At 73.2% G+C, this 23,198-nt stretch carries 23 protein-coding genes; 10 read left to right on the top strand and 13 right to left on the bottom strand.

All coding sequences use genetic code 11. The annotated features are described in order from the left end of the window. Positions 1 to 80 precede the first annotated feature (80 nt). Complete coding sequence (locus ACGGAQ_RS29210; protein ID WP_393054722.1) at positions 81 to 386, top strand: hypothetical protein; 306 nt, start codon at positions 81 to 83, stop codon at positions 384 to 386. A 9-nt stretch (positions 387 to 395) separates the two neighbouring features. Then, positions 396 to 1,670, top strand: a complete 1,275-nt coding sequence (locus ACGGAQ_RS29205; protein ID WP_393054720.1) for a cupin domain-containing protein — start codon at positions 396 to 398, stop codon at positions 1,668 to 1,670. Between the two features lie 35 nt (positions 1,671 to 1,705). On the opposite strand, the gene ACGGAQ_RS29200 is transcribed toward ACGGAQ_RS29205, so the two are convergent. The 7 genes from ACGGAQ_RS29200 to ACGGAQ_RS29170 form a co-directional block, all read right to left on the bottom strand. Then, complete coding sequence (locus ACGGAQ_RS29200; RefSeq protein ID WP_393054718.1) at positions 1,706 to 2,224, bottom strand: trypco2 family protein; 519 nt, start codon at positions 2,222 to 2,224, stop codon at positions 1,706 to 1,708. Positions 2,225 to 2,264: 40 nt separating this feature from the next. Continuing rightward, positions 2,265 to 4,685, bottom strand: a complete 2,421-nt coding sequence (locus tag ACGGAQ_RS29195; protein WP_393054716.1) for a CHAT domain-containing protein — start codon at positions 4,683 to 4,685, stop codon at positions 2,265 to 2,267. A gap of 81 nt (positions 4,686 to 4,766) precedes the next feature. Continuing rightward, on the bottom strand, positions 4,767 to 5,429 hold the full coding sequence (locus ACGGAQ_RS29190; protein WP_393054714.1) for a hypothetical protein: 663 nt from the start codon (positions 5,427 to 5,429) through the stop codon (positions 4,767 to 4,769). After that, positions 5,426 to 8,101 carry an FtsK/SpoIIIE domain-containing protein gene (locus ACGGAQ_RS29185; RefSeq protein WP_393054712.1) on the bottom strand — a complete coding sequence of 892 codons (2,676 nt, stop codon included), beginning with the start codon at positions 8,099 to 8,101 and terminating at the stop codon, positions 5,426 to 5,428. Before ACGGAQ_RS29185 ends, ACGGAQ_RS29190 begins: the two co-directional genes overlap by 4 nt. Beyond that, complete coding sequence (locus ACGGAQ_RS29180) at positions 8,094 to 9,179, bottom strand: hypothetical protein (RefSeq protein ID WP_393054710.1); 1,086 nt, start codon at positions 9,177 to 9,179, stop codon at positions 8,094 to 8,096. The genes ACGGAQ_RS29185 and ACGGAQ_RS29180 overlap by 8 nt, the downstream gene beginning before the upstream one ends. Positions 9,180 to 9,185: 6 nt before the next feature. Then, positions 9,186 to 9,446, bottom strand: a complete 261-nt coding sequence (locus tag ACGGAQ_RS29175) for a hypothetical protein (protein ID WP_007076395.1) — start codon at positions 9,444 to 9,446, stop codon at positions 9,186 to 9,188. Positions 9,447 to 9,598: 152 nt separating this feature from the next. After that, a complete protein-coding gene (locus tag ACGGAQ_RS29170; RefSeq protein ID WP_393054707.1) occupies positions 9,599 to 9,979 on the bottom strand; it encodes a hypothetical protein in 381 nt (126 codons plus the stop codon). 141 nt (positions 9,980 to 10,120) lie between these two features. On the opposite strand from ACGGAQ_RS29170, the gene ACGGAQ_RS29165 reads away from it, so the two are divergent. The 3 genes from ACGGAQ_RS29165 to ACGGAQ_RS29155 are packed head-to-tail and all read left to right on the top strand — an operon-like array spanning position 10,121 to position 13,244. Next, positions 10,121 to 12,676 (top strand): ATP-dependent Clp protease ATP-binding subunit, encoded by a 2,556-nt coding sequence (locus ACGGAQ_RS29165; protein ID WP_393054705.1) that lies wholly within the window; start codon positions 10,121 to 10,123, stop codon positions 12,674 to 12,676. Further along, entirely contained in the window at positions 12,673 to 12,894 is a 222-nt protein-coding gene (locus ACGGAQ_RS29160) for a hypothetical protein (RefSeq protein ID WP_354860347.1), read from the top strand. The genes ACGGAQ_RS29165 and ACGGAQ_RS29160 overlap by 4 nt, the downstream gene beginning before the upstream one ends. Beyond that, positions 12,894 to 13,244, top strand: a complete 351-nt coding sequence (locus tag ACGGAQ_RS29155) for a DUF3140 domain-containing protein (RefSeq protein WP_393054702.1) — start codon at positions 12,894 to 12,896, stop codon at positions 13,242 to 13,244. The genes ACGGAQ_RS29160 and ACGGAQ_RS29155 overlap by 1 nt, the downstream gene beginning before the upstream one ends. A 56-nt stretch (positions 13,245 to 13,300) precedes the next feature. Here ACGGAQ_RS29155 and ACGGAQ_RS29150 read toward each other — a convergent pair whose 3' ends face one another. Beyond that, positions 13,301 to 13,546, bottom strand: coding sequence for a hypothetical protein (locus tag ACGGAQ_RS29150; protein WP_234582022.1), 246 nt, complete (start codon positions 13,544 to 13,546; stop codon positions 13,301 to 13,303). Between the two features lie 80 nt (positions 13,547 to 13,626). Further along, positions 13,627 to 14,370, bottom strand: a complete 744-nt coding sequence (locus ACGGAQ_RS29145; RefSeq protein WP_393054699.1) for a TetR/AcrR family transcriptional regulator — start codon at positions 14,368 to 14,370, stop codon at positions 13,627 to 13,629. A gap of 23 nt (positions 14,371 to 14,393) precedes the next feature. Here ACGGAQ_RS29145 and ACGGAQ_RS29140 point away from each other — a divergent pair, with 23 nt between their 5' ends. Then, positions 14,394 to 15,548 carry an FAD-dependent oxidoreductase gene (locus ACGGAQ_RS29140; protein ID WP_393054697.1) on the top strand — a complete coding sequence of 385 codons (1,155 nt, stop codon included), beginning with the start codon at positions 14,394 to 14,396 and terminating at the stop codon, positions 15,546 to 15,548. Positions 15,549 to 15,563: 15 nt separating this feature from the next. Here ACGGAQ_RS29140 and ACGGAQ_RS29135 read toward each other — a convergent pair whose 3' ends face one another. Both ACGGAQ_RS29135 and ACGGAQ_RS29130 read right to left on the bottom strand, forming a co-directional pair. Beyond that, complete coding sequence (locus ACGGAQ_RS29135) at positions 15,564 to 16,535, bottom strand: LysR family transcriptional regulator (protein ID WP_393054695.1); 972 nt, start codon at positions 16,533 to 16,535, stop codon at positions 15,564 to 15,566. A gap of 87 nt (positions 16,536 to 16,622) precedes the next feature. Next, positions 16,623 to 17,231, bottom strand: coding sequence for a hemerythrin domain-containing protein (locus ACGGAQ_RS29130; RefSeq protein ID WP_393054693.1), 609 nt, complete (start codon positions 17,229 to 17,231; stop codon positions 16,623 to 16,625). Positions 17,232 to 17,405: 174 nt separating this feature from the next. Here ACGGAQ_RS29130 and ACGGAQ_RS29125 point away from each other — a divergent pair, with 174 nt between their 5' ends. Both ACGGAQ_RS29125 and ACGGAQ_RS29120 read left to right on the top strand, forming a co-directional pair. Then, positions 17,406 to 18,734 carry a M20/M25/M40 family metallo-hydrolase gene (locus tag ACGGAQ_RS29125; RefSeq protein WP_393054691.1) on the top strand — a complete coding sequence of 443 codons (1,329 nt, stop codon included), beginning with the start codon at positions 17,406 to 17,408 and terminating at the stop codon, positions 18,732 to 18,734. Between the two features lie 58 nt (positions 18,735 to 18,792). Then, the gene (locus ACGGAQ_RS29120; protein ID WP_266241932.1) at positions 18,793 to 19,452 is read left to right on the top strand and encodes a hypothetical protein; all 660 of its coding nucleotides are present in this window, start codon (positions 18,793 to 18,795) and stop codon (positions 19,450 to 19,452) included. A gap of 149 nt (positions 19,453 to 19,601) precedes the next feature. Here the strand turns inward: ACGGAQ_RS29120 and ACGGAQ_RS29115 are convergent, their stop codons facing one another. Together ACGGAQ_RS29115 and ACGGAQ_RS29110 are read right to left on the bottom strand one after the other, a co-directional pair. Then, positions 19,602 to 19,793, bottom strand: a complete 192-nt coding sequence (locus ACGGAQ_RS29115; protein WP_039906151.1) for a DUF5703 family protein — start codon at positions 19,791 to 19,793, stop codon at positions 19,602 to 19,604. Between the two features lie 174 nt (positions 19,794 to 19,967). Continuing rightward, positions 19,968 to 20,939 (bottom strand): aldo/keto reductase, encoded by a 972-nt coding sequence (locus ACGGAQ_RS29110; RefSeq protein ID WP_393054688.1) that lies wholly within the window; start codon positions 20,937 to 20,939, stop codon positions 19,968 to 19,970. Positions 20,940 to 21,126: 187 nt separating this feature from the next. Here ACGGAQ_RS29110 and ACGGAQ_RS29105 point away from each other — a divergent pair, with 187 nt between their 5' ends. Beyond that, a complete protein-coding gene (locus tag ACGGAQ_RS29105) occupies positions 21,127 to 22,179 on the top strand; it encodes an LLM class F420-dependent oxidoreductase (RefSeq protein WP_393054686.1) in 1,053 nt (350 codons plus the stop codon). Continuing rightward, positions 22,176 to 23,012 carry an undecaprenyl-diphosphate phosphatase gene (locus ACGGAQ_RS29100; protein ID WP_355137073.1) on the top strand — a complete coding sequence of 279 codons (837 nt, stop codon included), beginning with the start codon at positions 22,176 to 22,178 and terminating at the stop codon, positions 23,010 to 23,012. The genes ACGGAQ_RS29105 and ACGGAQ_RS29100 overlap by 4 nt, the downstream gene beginning before the upstream one ends. The last annotated feature ends 186 nt before the right edge of the window (positions 23,013 to 23,198 follow it).

Genomic DNA, 23,198 nt, shown 5'->3' with positions numbered 1-23,198 from the left:
GAGAAGATCGCGCGTGGGGTACCACCCGCAGCACGACGGACCCCGGCGTACGGCGGGGCGGCACACCCGAGGGAGTACCGATGGCACTCAACGACGATGACATGCAGACCACGGGCGGCGGCGGCCTGGAGGGTCCGGCCGACGGTGGAGCGACCCCGGGTCACCAGGATGGCGGCGCCGATGGTGGCGCGGAGGGTCCGGCCGATGGCGGTGCGACCCCGGGCCAGCGGGATGGCGGCGCTGACGGTGGCGCGGAGGGTCCGGCCGACGGTGGAGCGACCCCGGGCCAGCGGGATGGCGGCGCTGACGGTGGCGCGGAGGGTCCGGCCGATGGCGGAGCGACCCCGGGTCACCAGGACGGCGGCGCCGACGGCAGCGCCCGGTAACGGATCGTCATGACGCACCTCGACCCGCCGGGCGGCCACGGCCGCCCGGCGGTTCCGTCCGCGGACGCCGCCGCCGCGCTGGCCCGCTGTGTCTCGGTCGAGCCGGCCAAGTTCGCCGCCGCGCACTGGGGACACACCCCGCTGCTGTCCCGCGCCGCCGAGCTGCCCGACCCGGCCGGCTTCACGGACCTGTTCAGCCCCGCCGACGCCGACGACCTGCTCAGCCGGCGCGGTCTGCGTACTCCCTTCCTGCGGGTCGCCAAGGACGGCCAGCTCGTGCCGGCGGCGCGGTGGACCGGCGGCGGCGGCGCCGGCGCGGAGATCGGCGACCAGGTCCTCGACGAGCGGGTTCTGGAGCAGTACGCCGGCGGTGCCACCCTGGTCCTGCAGGGCCTGCACCGGATCTGGCCGCCGCTGGTCGACTTCGCCCGGGACCTGGGCCTCGCGCTGAACCAGCCGCTCCAGATCAACGCCTACCTCACCCCCGCGGGCAGCCAGGGCTTCGCCACCCACTACGACACCCACGACGTGTTCGTGCTCCAGGTCGACGGCCGCAAGCACTGGCGGATCCACCCGCCGGTGCTGCCCGACCCGCTGGAGAAGCAGCCGTGGGGCGGTCGCGCCGACGAGGTCTCCGCCACCGCGCAGGGCCCCGCCGCGCTGGACGTGGTGCTCGCCCCCGGCGACGCCCTCTACCTGCCCCGCGGCTGGCTGCACAGCGCGCAGGCCCAGGACGCCAGCTCGCTGCACCTGACCGTGGGCATCCGCGCGCTGACGCGCTATGCCCTGGTCGAAGAGTTGCTCGCGCTGGCCGCCGAGGACCAGCGGCTGCGTGCCAGCCTGCCGTTCGGCACCGACGTGGCCGACCCCGACGCCATCGAGCCGGAGCTGACCGAGACGGTGGAGGCGCTGCGGGACTGGCTGCTGCGCGCCGACCCGGCCGCCGTCGCGGCGCGACTGCGCCACCGCGCCTGGCCGGCCGCCCGACCGGCGCCGATCCGGCCGCTCGCCCAGGCCGGCGCCGTGGCCACGCTGGACGCCGACTCCCGGCTCACCCTGCGTCCGGGCCTGCGCTGGCAGCTCGTGCCGCACGGGTCGGACCAGGTGGCGCTGCGCCTGTTCGACCGCACCATCACCTTGCCGGCGGACTGCGAGCCGGCGGCCCGCGCCCTGCTCAGCGGGACGGTCACCCGCGTCGGTGACCTGCCCGGTCTGCCCGACGACGCCGACCGGGTCACCCTGGCCCGCCGCCTGCTGCGCGAGGCCGTCCTGATCCCGGCCTGAGGTACGCCGCCGCCGATGCGCGGGCGGCGGGGTGCCTAGCCGGCCCTGGCGCTGAGCAGCTCGATCCTGAGCGTGTTGGTGACCTCGTCGGTGAGCTCGCCCTCCGCGCCCACCGAGATGGTGCCCTGGTCGGTGATGCCGAAGACGATTTCCACGGTGCTGGTCTTCAGCACCAACGGGTCGTCGCCCCCGGTGCCGATGGCGACCACGGCGCGGATCGTGGTGATCGCCTCGACGAGGGACTCCTCGACGGCATCGTTGCGCAGCTCGTGCTGGTCCTGATGGTCCTCCGCGACGAGGGTGATGTCGATCGTGTGGGTCTTCTGCCGGGAGCGGCTACCGCCCACCTTGACCTTCCAGCCGATCACCGGCACGCGGAAGTCGAGGCCACCGCCCAGCTTCGTGGTGACGACCGCGCTCAAGGTCAGCTGAACCGAGCCGACTCGCAGATCCCGGCGGCCCACGTCGGTCGCCGAGATGCCGGCCTGTTTAACCGCGTTCTTTACCGCCGACACCAGGTCCTCGACCGGCACGCTGTAGTCGATGACGTTCATGCCTTGACCGCCCTTCTTCACGAATCGATGTGTCGGGCATTCAGGCTGCGGTCGCGAACGGGTCGCCGTAGACGCTGTACGCGAGCCACGTCGGATCGAGCGGGTCTTCCTGCTGCTCCGTCCGGGCGGCGAGAGCGGCAGCGCCGAGCGTGGCGCCCTCGGCGAGCGACTCGTAGAACGCGATGGCGAAGCGGGCCGAACTCTCCGAGCGCACCGCCCACAAGGTGCCGACGAACGCACCCGCGCCGGACGACATGAACTGCTGGGCCCAGCCGAGCATCCTCGTGTACGTCGGTGCCGTGCCCGCGCTCCGGCACGCGTTGATGAACACCAGGGGGCCGGTCTGCGCGAGCGGTCTGCGGATGCTGGCCTCGGCGAGCAGGGCCGGCTTGAACCGGCCGCCGTCCATGTCGATGAACGAGCCGTCCGGCGAGAACGTGTTGTGGCAGGCGAAATTGGTCGTCCCCAGGCCCCCGGAGTTGATCAGAGTGAGCAGTTCGTCGGCCTTGGTGATCGGCTCGCCGCCAGCCGTGCCGAGGATCGCGCGGATGGCGGCGACCTCCTCGTACGCCCCGCTGGGAGCCCTCGTCGGCACCACGAACCTCGGGTACCGGAGGCCGAGCTTCGAGGTACGGTGTTGACCATATGTGCGGCGTACCACCGGGACCTGCTCGACGAGGAAGCCGGCGTCGTGCCGGGCGCTGAGCGGATAGAGCAGCTCCCACGGGACCACGTCGTGGTCCGTGGCGATGGTGAAGGCGCTCATGTCGGAACCGACCTGCCAGAACTGGTCCTGCACGTCGGCGGGCACCATCTCTGACCACAGCTGGATACCCGCCGACCGGATGAGCTCGCGGGTCATCCGGGCGCTGTAGCGGGAGCCGCCCCCGGCCAGCTGCTGCAGCTCCCTTATCGCGTTCTCCACCGCTGTGTTCGGCGTCTGCGTGACCGACTCGACGACAGGGGCGAACAGCGCCGCGTCGGACCGCAGCTGAAAGGTGTACCTTGTGCCGTCGAAGCGCACCTCCATGGTGACCTCTCCCGGCCGGGCCTGCGGCGTAGCCATCACCGCCGCCTTCGGCTGGCCGTCGCGAAACGGCCCACCGTCCGCGACGGAGACCTCGACGGACACCTCGGTGAGGAACGTGCCGCCGGCCCAGGCTGTCACGTCGACCCGATGCAGACCAGGGGTACGCGCCCCGAAGTCGAACCGGACCGGTGCCGGGTCCTCGTCCGGCATGACGAGGACTGTGTGCTGCAGTGGTCCCTCGACGTGCAGGCCGGCGGGGGCGTGGGCGGTCAGGGTGACGTGGGTGCCTTCGTTGGCCACGGCGAAGCTCGCCATCCGTGCGGTCACCGCGGCCGGGTGCACCAACCGTCCCTCGCTGCTGATCCGTACGTCGACGCTGAGGTCGTGGCCTACCGGGATCTGGGTGGGCGCACGAACCACCAGCAGTCTTGCTCGCGAACCGGCTGCCATTCTCAACCCTATGCGCTGCTGGCCGCCGTAAGTCGTGGATCGCCAGCGTCCCTCAGCAGTGATCTCCCACAAGCGTCGGCGTCCTTGTTCGTCGAGAGTCAACCGCGTCCACACAGAGCGAACAGTGACTCCACCCGGGATGGGGATGTCCCGACCGATCTGCCGGTTGACGGCCTTCTCCGCCTGCGCCGCCTCGTCAAGGCTGAACCGCCGGGCGATCGGCTCACAGACCCCTACCAGGAAGTCGCGGATCGGCGCCACGGCGTCCGTGACCGCGCGCCGGACAACCTCCGCCGGATCGGTCACTGCAAAAACGACAGAAAACGATGCCACGAAGCCGTACCCCTCGTCCTTCGAGGGCAACCGGAGGTCGACGATGACACGGTGTTCGCTGACGTCCACGATGTAGCGCGTCGAGTCGGTGGCGTCGACGACCACGGTCGCCGGGCGGGATCCGAGGGCCGGCATGAACAGCCGCGCCGGATCTTCGCTGCGGATCAGCGGAATCGTCGGCAGCGTGCCGCTGGTGTCGGCGCCGAAGGTCGTGGCGAGGTCGTCGACCAGGCGGTGGATGTCCGGCTCGGCGGTGCGTGTGCGAACGTGCCGGTACTGCTGGCGGGTCAGTGGCCGGAGACCCTCAGGAAGATCCGCTTCGGCCGGCGGATCAACGGCACCCACCAGGATCGGGATGATCGGAACCCGCAGCGCGATCGCGATCTCGATCGTCTGCTGGAGGAGGGTCGGAGAACCACCCAGCAGGCCGTCCTTGTCGTCGCGCCACTGGGGCCCGAGCACGACGATCAGCGCCGTCGTGCCGGACAGTCGACGCTCAATGACCGCGGAGATACCGGGACTGGCGGCAACGAAACGGCTGTCTCGGTGGACGCGGTCGCTCCCGAAACGGGCGGTCAGCGCGTCATCGATCATGCGCGTGATGAAGCCCATGTCGTCGGCGTGGTAGCGGAGGAAGAAGCTCGCCATTTGGCGTACCGTATCGAAGTTCTGCTTTCGAGTCGCCGTGCCGTCGGTCGGCTATCCGACGGCTTGCCGGCGCCTCGCGAGTCAGCGGGTCAGGATCAGCAGCAGGGCGGTTGTCACCAGGCCGGCGCCGAGGACCACTGTTATCGGGCGGGGGCCGAGCACCGCGTGTCGGCGGTCGGCCAGCACCCGCGCGGGCGCGAGGCCGACCAGCGGCCCGAGCAGGGTCACCACCAGCGCCAGCACCGGCATCCCGACCGCCAGGTCCCCGCCGTACCCGACGCCGAGGGCCCGCGCGCCGGAGCCCAGCGCGTACGCCACGACCGCGCCGGCCACTCCGCAGAGCGCCAGCAGCGGGTTGACCGAGCTCGGCAGCTCACCGGGCTGCCCGGCCCGGTCGAGCAGGTCCCGGGCCCGGCCGAGCAGCAGCACCGGCTCGCCGACCGCACTGCCGTTGGTCGGCGCGGGCGGCGCACCGAGACGGCGGGTGCCGAGGCGGGCCCGTACCTGCTGCCACAGGTGCGCCACCTCGGCGTCGACGCGTTCCTGCTCCTCGCGGGCCGCCACCAACTCCTCCTCGGCGCGGCGCACCTGGTCGGCGGCGTCGGCGACGGCCCGCTCGGCCGCCGCGCACTGCCGCTCGTACCACGTGTGCGCCTCGGCGCGTTGCTCGCGTACCCGGGCGCTCAGCTCGGCCAGTCGCCGCAGCTGCGCCGTGTACGTGTCACTGGTCACCGGTTGGTTCATCGCGACGGTCCATAGGGGATGAGCACCTGCCCGGTGCGGTGCACCGCCCGGTCGAAGAAGAGCCCGCGCCACGGCCGGGGATACCAGTCGGGGCCGCCGGTGCCGGGATAGAGCGAGGCGCCCAACTCGCCGCCGTGCGCATCCAGCGCCACCCAGGCACCGATCTGGTCGGTGCGGGCGGCCGGGCCGCCCAGGTCCGCGCGCATCCGCGCCACGCCCCGCCACCAGGCCAGCACGTGGGTGCGCCGCTCCGGTCCGTCGTGCAGGATCCGGCGCAGCTGCTCCAGGCCGGTACGCCGACCCGTACGCGCGGCGAGGGCGCCGGCCGCCGCGTCGACCGCGAACAGCAGCAGGTAGTGCGGGCTGCCGGGGCCGGACAGCCCGTCGGCCGTCTCGGTCATCAACTCACCGACGGTCTCCTCGTCGTACCAGGAGGCGTCGTCGGCCAGGTCGTCGTAGAGCGCGCGGGCGATCGGATCGGCGTCCGGGTCGAGGCAGGCGATGGAGAACCGGGCGGTGCCCGGCGGGTGTTGGCGGGCCAGCGACCGGGCGGCCGAGTCGAGCACCGCGCACGCCTCGTCCACCCGCGTGCCCAGCACCGCCAGGTTGCGCCCGGGTGCGCGCGGCAGCCGCAGCGCCGCCGAGCGGGACTGCACGTCGATGATCTCGCCGAGCAGGGCCACCGGGTTGCGCGGCGCGCGGCCGTCCGGCGGCGCGACGAGCGCCCGGAAGTCCGGGGCCTCGTCCAGCCGGGGGATCGCGTCACCGTCGAAGAGTCGGGCCGGCGCGGCGTCCGGCGGGCGCATCCGCCACAGCCGGTGTTGCAGGCCGCTCCACGTCTCCCAGTCGCTGGCCGACGGGATCCGCGCGACCTCGTTGCCCTCCACCATGCCGGACTCGGCGTTGACCACCGCGTGCCAGCGGGGCAGCGACTGCGCCGCGTCGTTGCGCTCGGCCAGGATCCGCAGCGCCTTCGGCAGCGCGATCCGCAACGTGAACTGGGCGACCAGCGCCGGACGGCCCCACAGCGCCTCGATGCCCCGCACGTCCTGCGAGGCGAGCACCAGGTGGATGCCCTGCGACCGGCCGCGGCGGGCCAGGTCCTCCAGCAGGTCGGCGGCCTCCCGGGCGACCACGTCCCGGCCGGCCAGCAGCATCTGGAACTCGTCGACCACGGCGACGACCCGGGGCCAGTGCCCGGTCGGGTCGACCGCCCGCAGCTCGGCCAGCTTGGTCACCTCGTGCTTCTTGGCGGCGTCGGCGCGGCGACGCAACTCCTCGGTGAGGAACCGCAGCAGCGCCAACCCGAACTCCCGGTCGGTGTTGACGTTGATGCCGACCAGCCGCATGTGCGGCAGCCAGCTCGGATCGCGCCGGCCCTGCGCGAACCGAGCGAAGGACACCCCCTCCTTGAAGTCCAGCAGATAGAACTCCAACTCGGCGGGGGAGTAGCGGGCGGCGAGGGCGCCGATCCACGCGAAGATCAGGTTGGTCTTGCCGGTGCCGGACGGTCCGCCGATCAGCGCGTGCGGTGGATAGTCGCCCAGGGTCAGGCGCACCGGTCGGCCCTGCGGCCCCTCACCGATCGGGGCGGTCAGCCCGCCGGCCGAGTCCTCCCGCCACATCTGTTCCGGTGGGGGCAGCAGGTCGGCGAACGGGGTCGGCGGCGGGCCGGCGTTGACCTGGGCCGCGATCTCCCGGCAGGTCTCGGTGACCAGCGTCGCCGGTGGCGGCGGGTCCAGCCGGACCGACAGGCCGGACGGGCCGCCGATCCGCGCGCCGGACGCCTCGGTCACCACCCGGGTCACCGTCGGGTCGTCCGGCAGGGGGATGCCCCGGACCACCAGGTGCACCCCGCAGGCGGCGCCGGCGCGGACCACTCGTTCGAGCTGGCCGCGTTCGTGCCGGCTCAGCTCGTCGCCGCCGAGCAGCACCGCCACCCGCCAGGGCTCGGGGCGGCGTCCGGTCGCCGCGGCCAGCTCCCGCAGTGAGCCGTGTTCGCCGGCCAGCACCGTCTCGTTGATGCGGCGGATCTGCTCGACCAGGTCGTCCAGCAGCGGGCCCAACCCGCCCGGCCCGACGAAGGTCAGCAGCCCCGCGGTGCCCAGGGGCGCGAACCCGGCCAGGCCGCCGCCGAGGTGCTCCGGGTCGTACCCGACCAGTCGTACCCCGCCCGGGTCGGCGCGGCCGACGGCCCGCAACAGCAGCGCGGACACGACCGCGTCGCAGCCGGCGCGGTCGTTCCCGGACAGGTGCACGTGCCCGGCGTCGAGCAGCGGCACCAGCGCGGGCACCGGGTCGACGTCGTCGAGCCGGACCGTGCCGACCCGCAGCGCGCCGGGCGGCTCGGCCCGGCGGGTGGGCGTGGGCGTCCAACCCGGCCAGTCGGCGCCGGCGCAGCCGGGCGCCTCCCGGCGGGCGGCGTCAGCGGCGTGGCGGGCCAGCTCGGCGATCCGGGTGGCGTGCCGGGCGTCGATGTCGGCGAGGCGACGGTCCCGTTGGGCGCCCACCCGCTGCGGTACGGCGGCGGCCGCCCGGCGGACCCGGGTCAGCCGTTCGCGGCCCGCCGTCAGCTCGGCCTGGGCGGCCGACAACCGGGTACGCGTGGCACCCAGCGCCTCGGAGAGGGTGTCCCGGATTCGGGTGACAAGCTGGCCGCGCCGGTCAGCCATCGGAACCCCGGCGGGCCGGCGCGTCCCGCCACGGACTGCCGGTCCGCGGCGGCAGGCCGGCGCCCCGCTGCGGCACGACGCCGCCGGACGCCTGCCTACCGCTGACCGCGCCAGGACGTGGACCGACGCCGCCGGAGGGTGGGTCGGGGGGCCGTGGCGTCGCCCTCCCGGAGCGTGGCTCAGCGGGGCGCGGACCCGCGTCGCCGGGGCGCTGGTCACCGGTGGCCGGTGGCGTGCCGGTGGCGACGGGCAGGTCCCGGCCGAGGCGAGCGAGCAGCAGCCCGGTCGCCACGCCGGCGGTGACCGCGGAGTCGGCGGCGTGCGGCGGCTCTCCCGACGCGCGGGGTGGCGGCATCCGGCACACCCGGGTCAGCAGCGTCTCCAGCACCGGCGGCGGCAACCCGGGCAGCAGGTCCCGGACCCGCCCGTCCAGCTCGCCGCGCAGCCGGCCGAGGTCGGTGGCGCGGGGTGGATGCCCCAGCAGCTCACCGGCCAGCTCCCGCAGCAGCGGCGGCGCGAGCGCGGCCATGCCGAGCCCCACGTCGGCGGGCGCCCGCCGCAGCTCGGTGCGCAGCCGGTCCCGGTCACCGGCGCGCACGCCGCCGACGACCCGGCGCAGCAGCTCCCGCGAGTCGCGCAGCCGCTCGTCGGGCTCGTCGGCGCCGCCGTCGCGCCCGCCGGTCAGCTCGGCCACCCGCACCGACCACCAGCGACGCATCCGAACCTGCTCGGCCTGCTCCGGCGCCACGGTGGTCGGCCCGTGCGGCGGGGCCGCGTCGTGGCGCGGGTCCCGCTGCTGCGGGCGGGGCGGCGGGGCGCCGTCGGCGGCCAACCCGATCGCGGCCAGATAGGCCGACAGCTGCTCCTGCGCCACCCGCAGCGCGTAGTTGGCGCTCTCGGCGTGCTCGGTCGCGGCGGACAGCTCGGGCACCCCCATCGGGTTGGCCGACTCCTGTCGTACCCAGCGCAGCCGTTCCGCCGCCAGGCCGAACTTCTCCAGGGCCTGCCCGAGCAGGCCGACCGGGAACTCCTCGCTGGCCGCGCGGACCTGGCCGCCGATGTCCTCGATGATGGACACGGTGGCCTACAGAGTGGAGACGTAGAGCTGCGCCTGCTCGACCGCGACCAGTGTCGCGGCGAGACACTCCTCCAGCTCCTGGCTGGCCTGGGTCAGCGACGCCTGGGCCGCCTCGACCGTCTCGTGCCCGCTGCCCTCCAGCGCGCCGGCCAGGGTCTGCTGCGCCTCGGCGAGCTTCTCACCGGCCGCCTGGACGGCTGTCTGCCCGTCGCCGATCTGTTGGAGAGCGACATCGATGGCAGCCTTCAGCTCGGCGACGCTCGCCACGGCGGAACCTCCTGGGGGCGGGGAGATCTCCATTAGAGCTTACTGGCGTCCATGGGAGAACATCCGCCCTGGCGGTGTTCCTGCCCGACTGACCGTTAACCCACCTGAAGTGCCGGGAGTCCGTTCTGTGGGAGTCCCAGTACGAGAACTTCTCAATTATCGCGGAGCCAGCGCGGGCCGTACACCTCGGCGCCGAGGGCGGTGACCCGCTCGCGCAGCTCCCGGTCGGCGGTGACGACCAGCCGACGGCGCTGCGGCGCCGCCTGCACCAGCTCGACCACCGTGTCGTCGCCGGAGCCGGGGGCGGAGACCACGCGGACGTCGTCGGTGCCGGGCACGTCCCGGGCGGCGCCCTCGACCACGAGCACCACCTCGACCGGGGCGGTCAGACGGGCGGGCAGGCCCGCGGCGGCCACCGGGGCCAGCGAGTCCCGCAGCCGGGCGGCGGCCCCGGCCCGGTCCCGCCACCATCCGTTGGGGCGGGAGCCCACCACATTGGCGCCGTCCACGATCAGCAGCGGGTTCTCAGTCATGGCGTCAGCCTGCCACCCGGGGGCGGGCGCCGGCCGGACGCCACTCCAGAACGCGGAGTGCGCCGCCGCGTGCGGCGTTTGTCGGGCCGGGTGCCGGGTAGCCCCTGCCGACCGTGCCGCGCCTGACTGCGGAGGACAGACATGATGGGACCCGGTGACCCTGGCTCCGACCCGTGGGACGAATTCCTGGCCCGGTATTTCGGCCGGGGTGAGGGAGGACGCCGACCGCCGCACCGGGTCGACATCACCCGACTGATGACGGCCGACGCGCGGGAGATGCTGGCCGACGCGGCCCGCCGCGCCGCGCAGCGGCAGAGCAACGACCTGGACACCGACCACCTGCTCTGGGCTGCCCTGCAACGCGAACCCCTGCGCGACCTGGTACGCCGGGCCGGCGCCGACCCGGACACCCTGCTCAACGCGCTGGGCGGCAAGGGCGACGGCGCGCCACGCGGAGAGGTGCCGCCCAACCTGTCGCTGACCCCGGCGGCCAAACGGGCGCTGCTCGACGCCCACCAACTGTCCCGGGCGATGGGGGCCAACTACATCGGCCCCGAGCACATCCTGATGGCCCTGCCGCTCAACCCCGAGTCGCCGGCCGGGCGGATGCTGGCCGCCGGCCGGATCCAGCCCGAGTCGTTGCAGGCCGCCAACGCCGAACGCGGTCCGATGACCGGGCCGAAGCCGGACCGCGGCACACCCACCCTGGACCAGTACGGGCAGGACCTCACCGACCTGGCCCGCGCCGACCAGATCGACCCGGTGATCGGGCGGGCCGACGAGATCGAGCAGGCGGTGGAGATCCTGTCCCGGCGCACCAAGAACAACCCGGTGCTGATCGGCGAGGCCGGTGTCGGCAAGACCGCAATCGTCGAGGGTCTGGCCGAGCGGATCTGCGACGGCGACGTGCCGCAGACCCTGCTCGGCAAGCGCGTGGTGCAGCTCGACCTCGCCGGTCTGGTCGCCGGCACCCGCTACCGGGGCGACTTCGAGGAGCGCCTCAAGAAGGTGATCGACGAGATCCGGGCGCACCGGGACGAGCTGATCATCTTCCTCGACGAGATCCACACCCTGGTCGGCGCCGGCGGGGCCGGCAGCGAGGGCGGAATGGACGCGTCCAACATGCTCAAGCCCGCCCTCGCGCGGGGCGAACTGCGGGTGATCGGCGCGACCACGCTCGACGAGTACCGCAAGAGCATCGAGAAGGACGCCGCGCTGGCCCGGCGGTTCCAGCCGGTGCTGGTGCCCGAGCCCAGCGTCGACGACACGATCGCCATCCTGCGCGGCCTGCGCGACCGGTACGAGGCCCACCACCAGGTGCGCTTCACCGACGAGGCGCTGGTCGCCGCCGCCGAGCTGTCCGACCGGTACGTCACCGACCGGTTCCTGCCGGACAAGGCCATCGACCTGATCGACCAGGCCGGCGCCCGGGTCCGGCTGCGCACCCGCACCCCGGCGTCCGACGTGCGGGAGCTGGAACAGCAGCTTGACGACGTACGCCGGGACAAGGAGCAGGCCGTCACCGACGAGCAGTACGAACGGGCCTCGGCGCTGCGGGACCGGATCTCCGAGCTGGAGGAGGAGATGCGCCGCGCGAGGGGCGCGGACGGCTCGACCTCGCAGGTGCCCGAGGTGGGCCCGCAGGAGATCGCCGAGGTGGTCTCCCGGGCCACCGGCATCCCGGTCAGCCAGCTCACCGAGGAGGAACGAGACCGGCTGCTGCGCCTGGAGGGCCACCTGCACGAGAGGGTGGTCGGCCAGGACGCCGCGGTCACCGCGGTGGCCGAGGCGGTGCGCCGCTCCCGGGCCGGGCTGGCCGACCCGGAACGCCCGATGGGCAGCTTCCTGTTCCTGGGCCCCACCGGCGTCGGCAAGACCGAGCTGGCCCGCGCCCTGGCCGAGGCGTTGTTCGGCGAGGCGGACCGGATGGTCCGGGTGGACATGAGCGAGTTCCAGGAGCGGCACACGGTCAGCCGGCTGGTCGGCGCCCCGCCCGGGTACGTCGGCTACGAGGAGGCCGGTCAGCTCACCGAGGCGGTGCGCCGCCGCCCGTACGCGGTGGTGCTGCTCGACGAGATCGAGAAGGCCCACCCGGACGTGTTCAACATCCTGCTCCAGGTGCTCGACGACGGGCGGCTCACCGACAGTCAGGGCCGCACGGTGAACTTCAAGAACACCGTCCTGATCATGACGAGCAACCTCGGCTCCGAGTTGATCACCGGGACCCAGCGGGCCGTCGGGTTCGGCACCGGCGCGCCCGGCAGCGAGCAGGAGAACGACGAGCTGCGCGAACGGCTGATGCGCCGCCTGCAGGAGAATTTCCGGCCGGAGTTCCTCAACCGCATCGACGAGGTCATCATCTTCCGCCGGCTGGAGGCCGAGCAGTTGCGCGACATCACCGCGCTGCTGCTGGAGGAGACCCGCCGCCGGCTGCACGCCCAGGACATCCAGGTGGAGTTCACCAACGCCGGCATCGACTGGCTGGCCGAGCACGGCTATCAGCCGGAGTTCGGGGCCCGTCCGCTGCGCCGGGTGATCCAGCGGGAGGTGGACAACCACCTGTCGCGGATGCTGCTGGAGTCGGCGATCTCGCCCGGGCAGAAGGTCATCGTGGACGCCCGCGACGGGCAGCTCACCTTCGACGTGACCGCAGGTGAGCGGGGGTACACCGCCGCCACGACAACACACCCGCGATGACCGGGCCGGCGCGACGGGACGACCACGAGGACCCGCGTGAGCACGCGGAGTCCGCCAAGCCCCGGGACGAGGACGACGACGAGGACCATCCCGACCCGATCCTGGCGCCCCCGACCGCGAACCCGCGCCGCACGCGGGTGCCCGCCGAGGGCCTGCATCCGAAGACCGACCAGGACGACCCGGAGACGTCGGGTCACCATCGTCGAGAGGAGACCTGATGGTACGCGACACGCGGATCGATCCCGAGGTGGAAGTGCTCTGGGAGGACTTCCACGCCGAGGTCAACGTCCCGTCGGAGCAGCTGCGCACCTGGCTGCTGACCCGGGGCTCCGGCGAGGAGTCGTTCAGCCCGAACCCGGACCTCGACCTGCCCCAGCCGGGACGGGAGATCCTCAAGGTGCTCAACAAGCGCAAGGTCGACCTGACCCCGGAGGACATCGAGGTGATGCGGGAGGCGGTCGAGCGGATCCGCGAGCTGATGGACGCCAAGCCCCAGCGCGGCAACGCCGACGACAACTGGCGGCACTCGCTGCTCGACCTCGGCCACGACCCTCTCGTCGAACGCTGAGCGATGCCGTACGCGACGGTGCCGTCCCGGGTGCGGGACGGCACCGTCGCATGCCGCTACTGGCCCTGGTCGGACTCCAGGCTGCCGATGGTCAGCCCCGCCGCGTCGGCGGCGGCGTCGCGCTCGCCCCGGGTCTGGTCCTCCCGGGTGAGCAGGTTGGCGTACTCGGTGACGTCGGCCGGGTCGGGCACCTCCGGCAGCCGGCGCAGGAACGCCTCCACCTGGCGGGTGGCGGCGGTGTGCGCGGCGGCGGCCTGGCGGAGCAGTTCCCGGTCGTCGGCGGGCGGGTAGAGATCGGTCATGTCCGCCAGATACCCCGACAGCGGCCGTTCGCACCGCCACCGACCAGGCAGTAGCCGACGTCCGGGCCGCGTGGCCGGGACTACTCGCCCGTGCCGCCTGCCGGGTGGGGGTGGCCGGTGATGCCGTCCAGGATGGTGGTCAGGTTGTGGTCGAAGGTCTCCTCGGCGCTGAGGTGGGCGCCCTCGATGACGAGCCGGGCGACGGTCGGGTAGCGACCGGTGTCGAGCATGCGGGTCAGGTAGGGGCCGAGGCTGGCCTGCCAGGCGCTGACGTCGGTGCCGGTGAAGCGGGCGGTGCGCCGCTCGGTGACCTCTCGGCGCAGGGCGCCGACGACGAAGGCGTTGAGGGCGCCCAGGGCCCGCTGGAGGTCGTCGATGCCGCGTACGCCGGGGGCCTGGCTGAGGGCCGCCGCGCTCATCTCGCCCACGGCCAGCGCGTGCGGGCCCAGGTGTGGCCGCCCGCCGAGCAGGTCGGAGAACCACTCGTGGTCGAGGGCGGCGGCGCGGGTTCGCCGAAAGACGGCCAGCAGCGTGGCCCGCCACCCGGAGTGCTGCCCTGTCTCGGCGATCTGGGCATAGACGGCATCGACCATCAGGTCGAGCAGTTCCGATTTGTTGGCCACGTAGTCGTAGAGCCGCATCGGACCGACGCCGAGCTCTTTCGCGATCTTGCGAACCGACAGTCCGTCGAGGCCGTGCGCGTCAGCGAGCCGGATCGCCGTGGCGGCGATCTTCGCGCGGCTCAACGGCACCGGCGTCGCCCGGGGCTGGGGCTCCGGGCGTTCCCAGATGGGCACGACCTCACTACCGTACGATGTATCCACGCGATACAGTGTACGGTAAGGCCATGACGATGCGACTGGCGATCGCCGGTGGTGGCCTGGGCGGCCTGACGCTGGCACGGATCCTGCACCGGCACGGCATCGACGCGGTGGTCTACGAACGCGAGGCGAGTCGATCCGCACGCTCCCAGGGCGGAATGCTCGACCTGCACCCGGAGTCCGGGCAACTGGCCCTCGCCGAGGCGGGTCTCGACGACCGGTTCCGGTCCGAGGCGCGGCCCGAGGGCGAGGAGCATCGCATCCTCGACCCGGCCGGGCGCACCCTCGTGCACCACAGGCCCCAACCCGGCTCGTTCGCCGGCCGCCCCGAGATCGACCGCACCGTCCTGCGTGATCTTCTGCTCGACTCGCTGCCGCCCGACGCGGTGGTGTGGCGGCACCGCCTCGTCGCGGCGACGCCACGGCCGGGCGGGGGCTTCGGGTTGACCTTCGACGGCGGCCACCGCGCCGAGTGCGACATCCTCATCGGCGCGGACGGCGCGCGCTCGGTCGTCCGGGGGCTGCTGACCGACGTGGGTCTGTCCCATGTGTCGAGCCACGTGGAGCTGACCATCCACGACGCCGACCGACGCCACCCGGACCTCGCCGAGCTTGTCGGCCCCGGAAACCTGTGGGGCGTCGGCGTGAACCAGATCCTCGCGGCGCAACGCCTCGGCGACGGCAGCATCCGGGTCGGGATCTCCCTGCCCGCCGACGACCGCGACCTCGACGCCTACCGTGACAAGCGTGCCCTGCTGGGCCTGTTCGACGGCTGGGACGCCCGTCTCACCGCCCTCATCGACGCGGCCGACAGCCCGCCGACGCCGCGCCGGGTCGAGGCGATGCCGGTCGGCGCGCGCTGGGCCCACCAGCCGGGAACCACCCTTCTCGGTGACGCCGCGCACCTCATGCCGCCGGTCGGCGAGGGCGCCAACCAGGCCATGCTGGACGCCGCCGAACTCGCACGCGAACTCGCCGCCAGCCCCGCCGACCCGGACGCGGCGATCCGGGCGTACGAGGAGGCGATGTTCGCGAGGATCGAGCCGATTGCCGAGATGTGCGCGCGAGTTCAGGCGATGATGCTGTCCCCGACGGCGGCCGACGACCTCGTCCGCTTCTTCACGCCACGGTCCGCCACGCCCCCGTCCGGGGACGAGGAACCCGTCACCGCGCCCCGCTAGACCTCCCGTCGGCGCTCACACCCCGCTGGGCTGCCGGACGCCGAAACCCGGATTGCGCACCAGCCAGTCCAGGTAGGTGGGGTGCGGGGCAAGCGAGTCGGTGTACGCGGCCTTCGCCGTCGCCAGCACCAGCTCCGCGTCCCCGGCGGCGGGCGAGTCCGGATGCCACCCCAGCAACAGCCGCCAGCGCAGCGGGACACCGGCCAGCCGTCGGGTGACCAGGCCGGCGACCGGGCGGAACGTCGCCTGGCAGAGGGCCACCGCCACGCCCGCCTCCACCAGATCGACGCAGCCGCGGATGTCGGTCTCGTACACCTTGCGCGGGGTGAAGCCGGCGCGGGCGCACGCGGCGGCGAAACAGTCGCCGAAGCAGCCGTCGCCCGGCGCGGCCACCCACTGCTCGTGACCCAGGTCCGCCAGGCGCACCTCGGCCCGCTCGGCGAGCGGGTGGGTCTCCGGCAGCAGCACCAGCACCGGGTCGATGGCCACCTCCCGCCAGCTCAACCCGAACGCGGCCGACGGGGTGGCGTCGCCGCACACGCCGGTGAGGGCGAAGTCCAACCGCCCGCCGGCCACCAACTGCGCCAGCTCGTCGACCGACCACGAGGCGTACGTGGTGATCTGGGCCGGTGGCTGCTCGGCGGCCAGCCGGTGCACCAACCGGCCCAGGATCGGGCTGTTCACCCCGCCGAGGCGATAGCAGCGGGGCGCCGCGCCCGCGCCGGCGAGCCGTGCCGCCTCGTCCTGCAGGCCCTTCATCGCCGGCAGCAGCACCCGGGCCCGGGCGAGCACCAGCTCACCGAGCGCGGTGGGCCGGGCGCCGCGCCGATCCCGGTCGAACAGCGGCCCGCCCAGCGTCCGCTCGATCCGCTGGAGCTGAGCGGTGAGCGCCGGCTGGGCGAGCCCGAGCGCCGACGCCGCCTTGGTCACACTCCCTGTCTCCGCGATCGCGCAGACCACCCGCAGGTGTCGCAGCTCCAGGTTCATACGGTGACGGTAGGACCACGTCGCAGCCTGCGGAAGAGGCCAAGCGGATCGGTGACGTTGAATGCATTTTGCGGCGCGGCCCGCGCTTCAGTCGCGCGGCGGCTCCGGCAGGTCCGCCAGGTACGTCGGCCGCCGCGTCACCGCGTCACGGACCTTGTCCACCACACCCACCGCCGGCTCGACGATCCGGTTCCACGGCGGTGTGGCCGGGGTGCCCGGGTGCGGCCGGGTCGGCGCGGCCTCCTCGGCGATCTCCAACCGGTTGCCCAGCCGGATCAGCTCCTCCCCGGTGGCCACCGCGCGCAACTCGGCCACGAGCGCGCCCACCCCGTCGACGTGGCGGCGGACCCGCTCGGCGACCTCGGTCAGCGTCTCGTCGGACAGCCCCTTCAGGGCGGCCAGCAGCGCGGCGTCAGCGTCGATCTCCGCGTCCACCCGGCCCGCCTGATCCGGCAGGGCCGCCCGCACCGCCGGCAGCAGGTACTGCTCCTCGGCGGAGATGTGTCGCGACAGCGCGGCGGTGAGCACCGCCAGCCCCTCCTGCGGCGTGGCGTCCGGGCCGGTCAGCTGGTCCACGAGAGCCAGCAGCTGCCGGTGTTCGCGGTCCACGATGTCGGCGATGCTGCGGCCACCGGGACGGTAACCCTCCTCGGGTGCGGGCGCGGGCGGCAACGGGGGCAGGGGGACGGCGGACATGGTGCCCTCCTCGACTGGCGGGCGGAAGCTCCGGCAGGGGATGTGCGGTCGTGGGCGGCGGTACCCGAACGCGGACGCCGCGAAACCGTCGCGCGGATCCGCCGAGGTGAATGCCCGGCCCCGTCCCGCCGGTGCGCCCGCCCGCCGGTCACCCCGGGCTGGTATGAAGGGGCGATGACGAGCGACGCCGCCTCCGCCCGACCGGACCCCAGCGCGGAGGTCGTGGACCTCTGCCGCGACCTGCTGCGCATCGACACCACCAACACGGGGGACAACGACACCAGCGTCGGCGAGCGCCGCGCCGCCGAGTACGTGGCGGAGAAACTCGCCGAGGTGGGCGTCGAATCGGTCCTGCACGAGTCCGCCCCCGGCCGGGCCAACGTGGTGGCCCGCATCCCCGGCGCCGACCCGAGCCGGGGCGCGCTGCTGGTGCACGGCCACCTGGACGTGGTGCCCGCCGACGCCGACGAGTGGTCCGTGCACCCGTTCTCCGGCGAAGAGCGCGACGGCTACCTGTGGGGCCGTGGCGCCATCGACATGAAGGACTTCGACGCGATGGTGCTCGCCGTGGTGCGGCACTGGCAGCGCACCGGCGTACGGCCTCCGCGCGACATCGTGCTCGCGTACACCGCCGACGAGGAGGCGGGCAGCGACTACGGCGCGCGCTTCCTGGTGGAGAACCACCGCGGCCTGTTCGACGACTGCACCGAGGCGATCGGCGAGGTCGGAGGCTTCTCCTACTCGGTCAACGACAGCCAGCGGCTCTACCTCATCGAGACCGCCGAGAAGGGCATCGACTGGCTGCGGCTGCACGCCAAGGGCCGTCCCGGGCACGGATCGATGGTGCACGACGACAACGCCGTCACCGCCCTGGCCGAGGCCGTGGCCCGCATCGGCCGGCACCGCTTCCCGGTGGTGGTCACCGACACCGTACGGGCGTTCCTGACCGAGGTCTCCGACCTGCTCGGCATCGAGCTGGACCCGAACGACCCGGAGACGGCAATCGCCAAGCTCGGCCCGATCGCCAACATCATCGGGGCGACCATCCGCAACACGGCCAATCCGACCCGGCTCAGCGCCGGCTACAAGGACAACGTCATCCCCGGTCGCGCCACCGCCACCATCGACTGCCGCAGCCTGCCCGGCCAGTCCGAGCTGCTGGAGCGGCAGCTGCGTGAGCTGGTCGGCCCGGACATCGCCATCGAGTACGTCCAGCGACAGCCGGCGCTGGAGACCACCTTCGACGGCGACCTGGTCGAGGCCATGTCGGCGGCGCTGCGCGCCGAGGACCCGGGTGCCCGGCCGGTGCCGTACATGCTCTCCGGCGGCACCGACGCGAAGGCGTTCTCGCAGCTCGGCATCCGCTGCTTCGGGTTCGCGCCGCTGCGACTGCCCGCCGACCTGAACTTCTCGGCGTTGTTCCACGGCATCGACGAGCGCGTTCCGGTCGACGGACTACAGTTCGGCGTGCGGGTTCTCGACCGGTTCCTCCGGACCTGCTAACCGTGTCCGGTAGCTGCACCCGGCGCGTTACCTCCCCATCGTGAAGGGACTGCCCCACATGACCGACCAGCACGGTGAGCTGGACGCCGCTCTCGAGCGGGTGATCGAAGCGGCCCGCCACCACCTGGCCGCCGTACGCGCCGCGCAGGGCCGCGTCGACGACGACGACGTCTGGCAGGCGTACGTGGCGTTGAACAACGCGTCCTTCGCCTACGACGAGCAACTGCTCGACGCCTTCGGCGAGGTGACCCCGTGGGACGTCGACTCGATCGACCCGGACGAGGCCGACGAGCGCTTCGGCGGCGAGGGCGCCGAGGCCAGCGACCCCCACCCGCGGGTGATCTCGGTACGTCAACGCCGCGACTACCGGGTGCCGAGCATCTCCGCGCTGCTGCGGGCGGCCGAGGCGGCCCGGCGCGAGGGCACCCCGGAGGACGACGAGCCGGCGCCGGTGGAGGGCGTCGGCGAGGCGGTGCTGGAGCTGCTGCAGAGCGGCGACGGCTCGCTCGGCGCGCTGGACGTCCCCGAGCTGGAGCCCCTCGACGGGGTGGTCATGGTCAGCGAGGTGGGCACACCCGTGGACCTGGAGTCGTTCGACGATGACGACGCCGTCGGCCCGTTCCAGCCGGCGAGCGACGACCGGCTCGTCGGTCGACTCGACGAGCACCCGTTCCTGGAGCTCGACGACGACCACGACCACGCCGGGCACCAGCACTAGGGCTGGCGTCCCTGCCCTTCGGCCGGCCATCGCCGGGGCTCCTGCGCCGCGGACCGACCGAGAGCCAGGCACGAGGCCGTGTGAGGCCCGGGGCCCGAACCGTTCGCGGTTCGGGCCCCGGGCGTGTCACCGCCCGTCCCGGCCCGGCGTCAGTACGACAGGCCCGGCTGCGGCTGGTTGACCCGCCGACGGCGCAGCATGACCTGCCGCGTGCCGTCACGGAACAGCCGCACCCGGGCCAACTCCCATCCGGAGAACTCCGCCTGGATCGCCAACTGCGCCGCGGCGGTCAACCGGTCGACGTTCGGCGGCAGCCGCAGCGGCGCGTACTCGTAGTCCATGCCGTCCATGCTGCCCAGCCCAGCGGCCGTTCGCCACCCCCTGCGGGGTGACCAACGCCGCTGCCCTGCGTGGTTCGTGCCGCCCCGGGCGCCCGCGCGTGGTCTTCGCCGCGCGGAAGCCGCCCGCGGTCCCCAGGCGTTCCGGTCAGCGCCGGTCCGGTGCGCGCCCGCGTGTCACCCGTCGCGCTCGGGGTAGCCGATGGGCACCGACGAGACGTCGTCCAGCGCGGTGGTGATCTCCTCGGGCAGCGTGATCCGCTCGACCTGCAACGCGCCGAGCAGCTGCCCGACCGTCCGGGCGCCGAGGATCGGCGCGGTCACCCCCGGTCGGTCCCGGATCCAGGCCAGCGCCACCTCCAGCGGCGACACCCCCAGGCCGCCGGCCGCGGTCGCCACCGCCTCCACGATGCTCGAGCAGCGCGGCTCCAGGTACGTGGCGACGAACCGCTCGAAGTGGGGCGAGGCTGCCCGCGAGTCCGCCGGCCGGCCGTGCCGGTACTTGCCGGTGAGCACGCCCCGACCCAGCGGCGACCAGGGCAGCACGCCGAGGCCCAGCGCGTCGCACGCCGGCAGCACCTCCCGCTCCACGCCCCGCTCCAGCAGCGAGTACTCCACCTGGGCGGCGACCACCGGCGCCCGGCCCGGCCAGGCCGTCTGCCAGGCGGCGGCCCGCGCGGTCTGCCAGCCGGAGAAGTTCGACACCCCCACGTAGCGGACCTTCCCGCTGGCCACCGCGTGGTCCAGCGCGGCGAGGGTCTCTTCGAGCGGGGTGTCCGGGTCGTACCCGTGCACCTGGAACAGGTCGACGTGGTCCGTGCCGAGCCGACGCAGCGACGCCTCGAGGGTGCGCAGCAGGTGGCCCCGGGAGCCGTCGCGACGCCGGCCGCTGCCCGGGCGCAGGCCCGCCTTGGTGGCGATCAACAGCTCGTCGCGCGGAACGAGGGTGCCCAGCAGCGACCCGATCACCGACTCGGCGTCGCCGTCGCCGTACACGTCGGCGGTGTCGATCAGGTTGCCGCCCGCGTCCAGGTAACTCTTCAGCTGGGCGGCCGCATCGTCGGCGTCGGTGTCCCGGCCCCAGGTCATGGTGCCGAGCGCGAGCCGCGAAACCGCCAGCCCGCTTCGGCCGAGCGGTCGCTGTTGCATGGGTGAACCTTATTTCGAACCCGCCGCCACGGATATCCTCGCTCCCGTCATCTCTGCCGGTTCTGCCGGTTCCGCCTCCGGCGGGCACCGCGACGGACGGGGGATCATTGGCGGTGAGCCGGTGATCGGGTCCGTTTTCGGCATTGCGTAACCTGGTGCGACCTGTGCCACGGATGGGGGAGGACCAGTGCGACTCGGGCTCAGCCTCGGATACCAGACGGCGTGGAGCACGCCGGCCGACCACCTGGCGTTGGCCCAGGAGGCGGATCGCCTCGGCTACTCGGTGGTGTGGGCGGCGGAAGCCTACGGCTCCGACTCGCCCAGCATGCTGGCCTGGATGGCCGGCCAGACGCAACGGATCGACGTGGGCGCGGCGGTGATGCAGATCCCGGCCCGTACGCCGGCCGCCACCGCGATGACCGCCGCCACCATCGACGCGCTCTCCGGCGGCCGGTTCCGGCTGGGCCTCGGCGTCTCCGGCCCGCAGGTCTCCGAGGGCTGGCACGGTGTGCGGTTCGCCAAGCCACTGGGCCGGACCCGCGAGTTCGTCGACATCGTCAAGCTGGCCATCGCCCGCAAGGAGGTGGCGTACGACGGCGAGCACTACACGCTGCCGCTGCCCGACGGCCCCGGCAAGGCGCTGCGGCTGAGCTTCCACCCACCCCGCGAACACATCCCGATCTACCTGGCCGCGGTCGGGCCGAAGAACCTGGAGCTGGCCGGCGAGATCGCCGATGGTTGGCTCGCCGTGTTCTACGCCCCGGAGTTCGCCGACGAGCACCTCGCCGCCGTGGCCGCCGGGCGGGCCAAGGCCGGCAAGGAGCTGGCCGGCTTCGACGTGGTGCCCTCCGTGCCGGTCGTCGTCGGCGACGACGTGGCCTCCTGTGCCGAGCTGGTGCGCTGGTACGCCGCGCTCTACGTCGGCGGGATGGGCAGCCGGAACCAGAACTTCTACAACCAGCTCGCCACCCGGATGGGCTACGGTGACGCCGCCCGCGAGGTGCAGGACCTGTACCTGGCCAAGCGGCAGCGCGACGCGGCCGCCGCGGTGCCGATGGAGTTCATCGACCGCACCTCGCTGCTCGGCCCGAAGGAGCGCATCGCCGAACGGTTGCGGGAGTACGCCGCCTCCGGCGTCACCACGCTGTCGGTGACTCTGTTCGTGGCCGACCGGGACAGCGGCGTGCAGACCCTGCGTACCGTCGCCGAGGCGCTCGACCTCTCCGGAGTCGGCGAGTGACCTGGATCGAGGCCATCGTCCTGGGCGTCGTCCAGGGGCTGACCGAGTTCCTGCCGGTCAGCTCGTCGGGGCATCTGCGGATCACCTCGGCGATCTTCTTCGACCGCGACGCCGGCGCGTCGTTCACCGCCGTCACCCAGCTCGGCACCGAGGCAGCCGTGCTGATCTACTTCGCGAAGGACATCTGGCGGATCACCCGTACCTGGCTGGTGGGGCTGCGCGACAAGTCGGTGCGCTCCAGCCTCGACTACCGGATGGGCTGGTACGTGATCGTCGGCTCGATCCCGATCGGGCTGTTCGGGTTCCTCTTCAAGGACCAGATCAAGACCGCCGGGCGCAACCTGTGGGTGGTGGCGACCACCCTGATCGTGTTCGCGTTCGTGCTGGCGTTCGCCGAGTACTGGGGCCGGCAGACGCGCACGCTGGAGAACTTCCGGATGAAAGACGGCGTGGTCATGGGCTTCGCCCAGGCCATGGCGCTGGTCCCGGGGGTGTCCCGCTCCGGCGGCACGCTCACCGCCGGCCTGCTGCTCAACCTGACCCGGGAGGCGGCGGCGCGCTACTCGTTCCTGCTGGCCATTCCGGCGGTGGTGATGTCCGGGGTGTTCAGCCTCGGCGACGTCTTCGAACCGTCCGCCCCGGGCACGTCCGTGCCCACCGTGGCCCAGACGATCGTGGCTACCGCCATCGCCTTCGGCATCGGCTACGCGGCCATCGCCTGGCTGCTGCGCTACGTCGCCCACCACACCCTGTACGTCTTCGTGCTGTACCGGGTCGCGCTGGGCACCCTGGTCCTGGCTCTCCTGCTGACCGGCACGATCAGCGCCACCTGATCAGCCCTCGCATGCCGATGGCCGGCACCCGTTCTCGGGTGCCGGCCATCGGTCGGTTCGTGCGGTGGGTCAGCTGTTCCAGTGCTGGGCGACGAGGTCGGTGGCCTGCTGCTCCCACTGGGCGTAGGCGTCCGGGTACGCGGAGACCTGTACGGTCTGCGCGGCCTGGGTCAGGGGCATGTCCTG

The sequence above is a fragment of the Micromonospora sp. NPDC047557 genome, from assembly GCF_043205095.1.
Classification (GTDB): Bacteria; Actinomycetota; Actinomycetes; order Mycobacteriales; family Micromonosporaceae; genus Micromonospora.
Note: the sequence above shows the minus strand (reverse complement) of the source record. Positions and strands in the feature narration are given on the sequence as shown.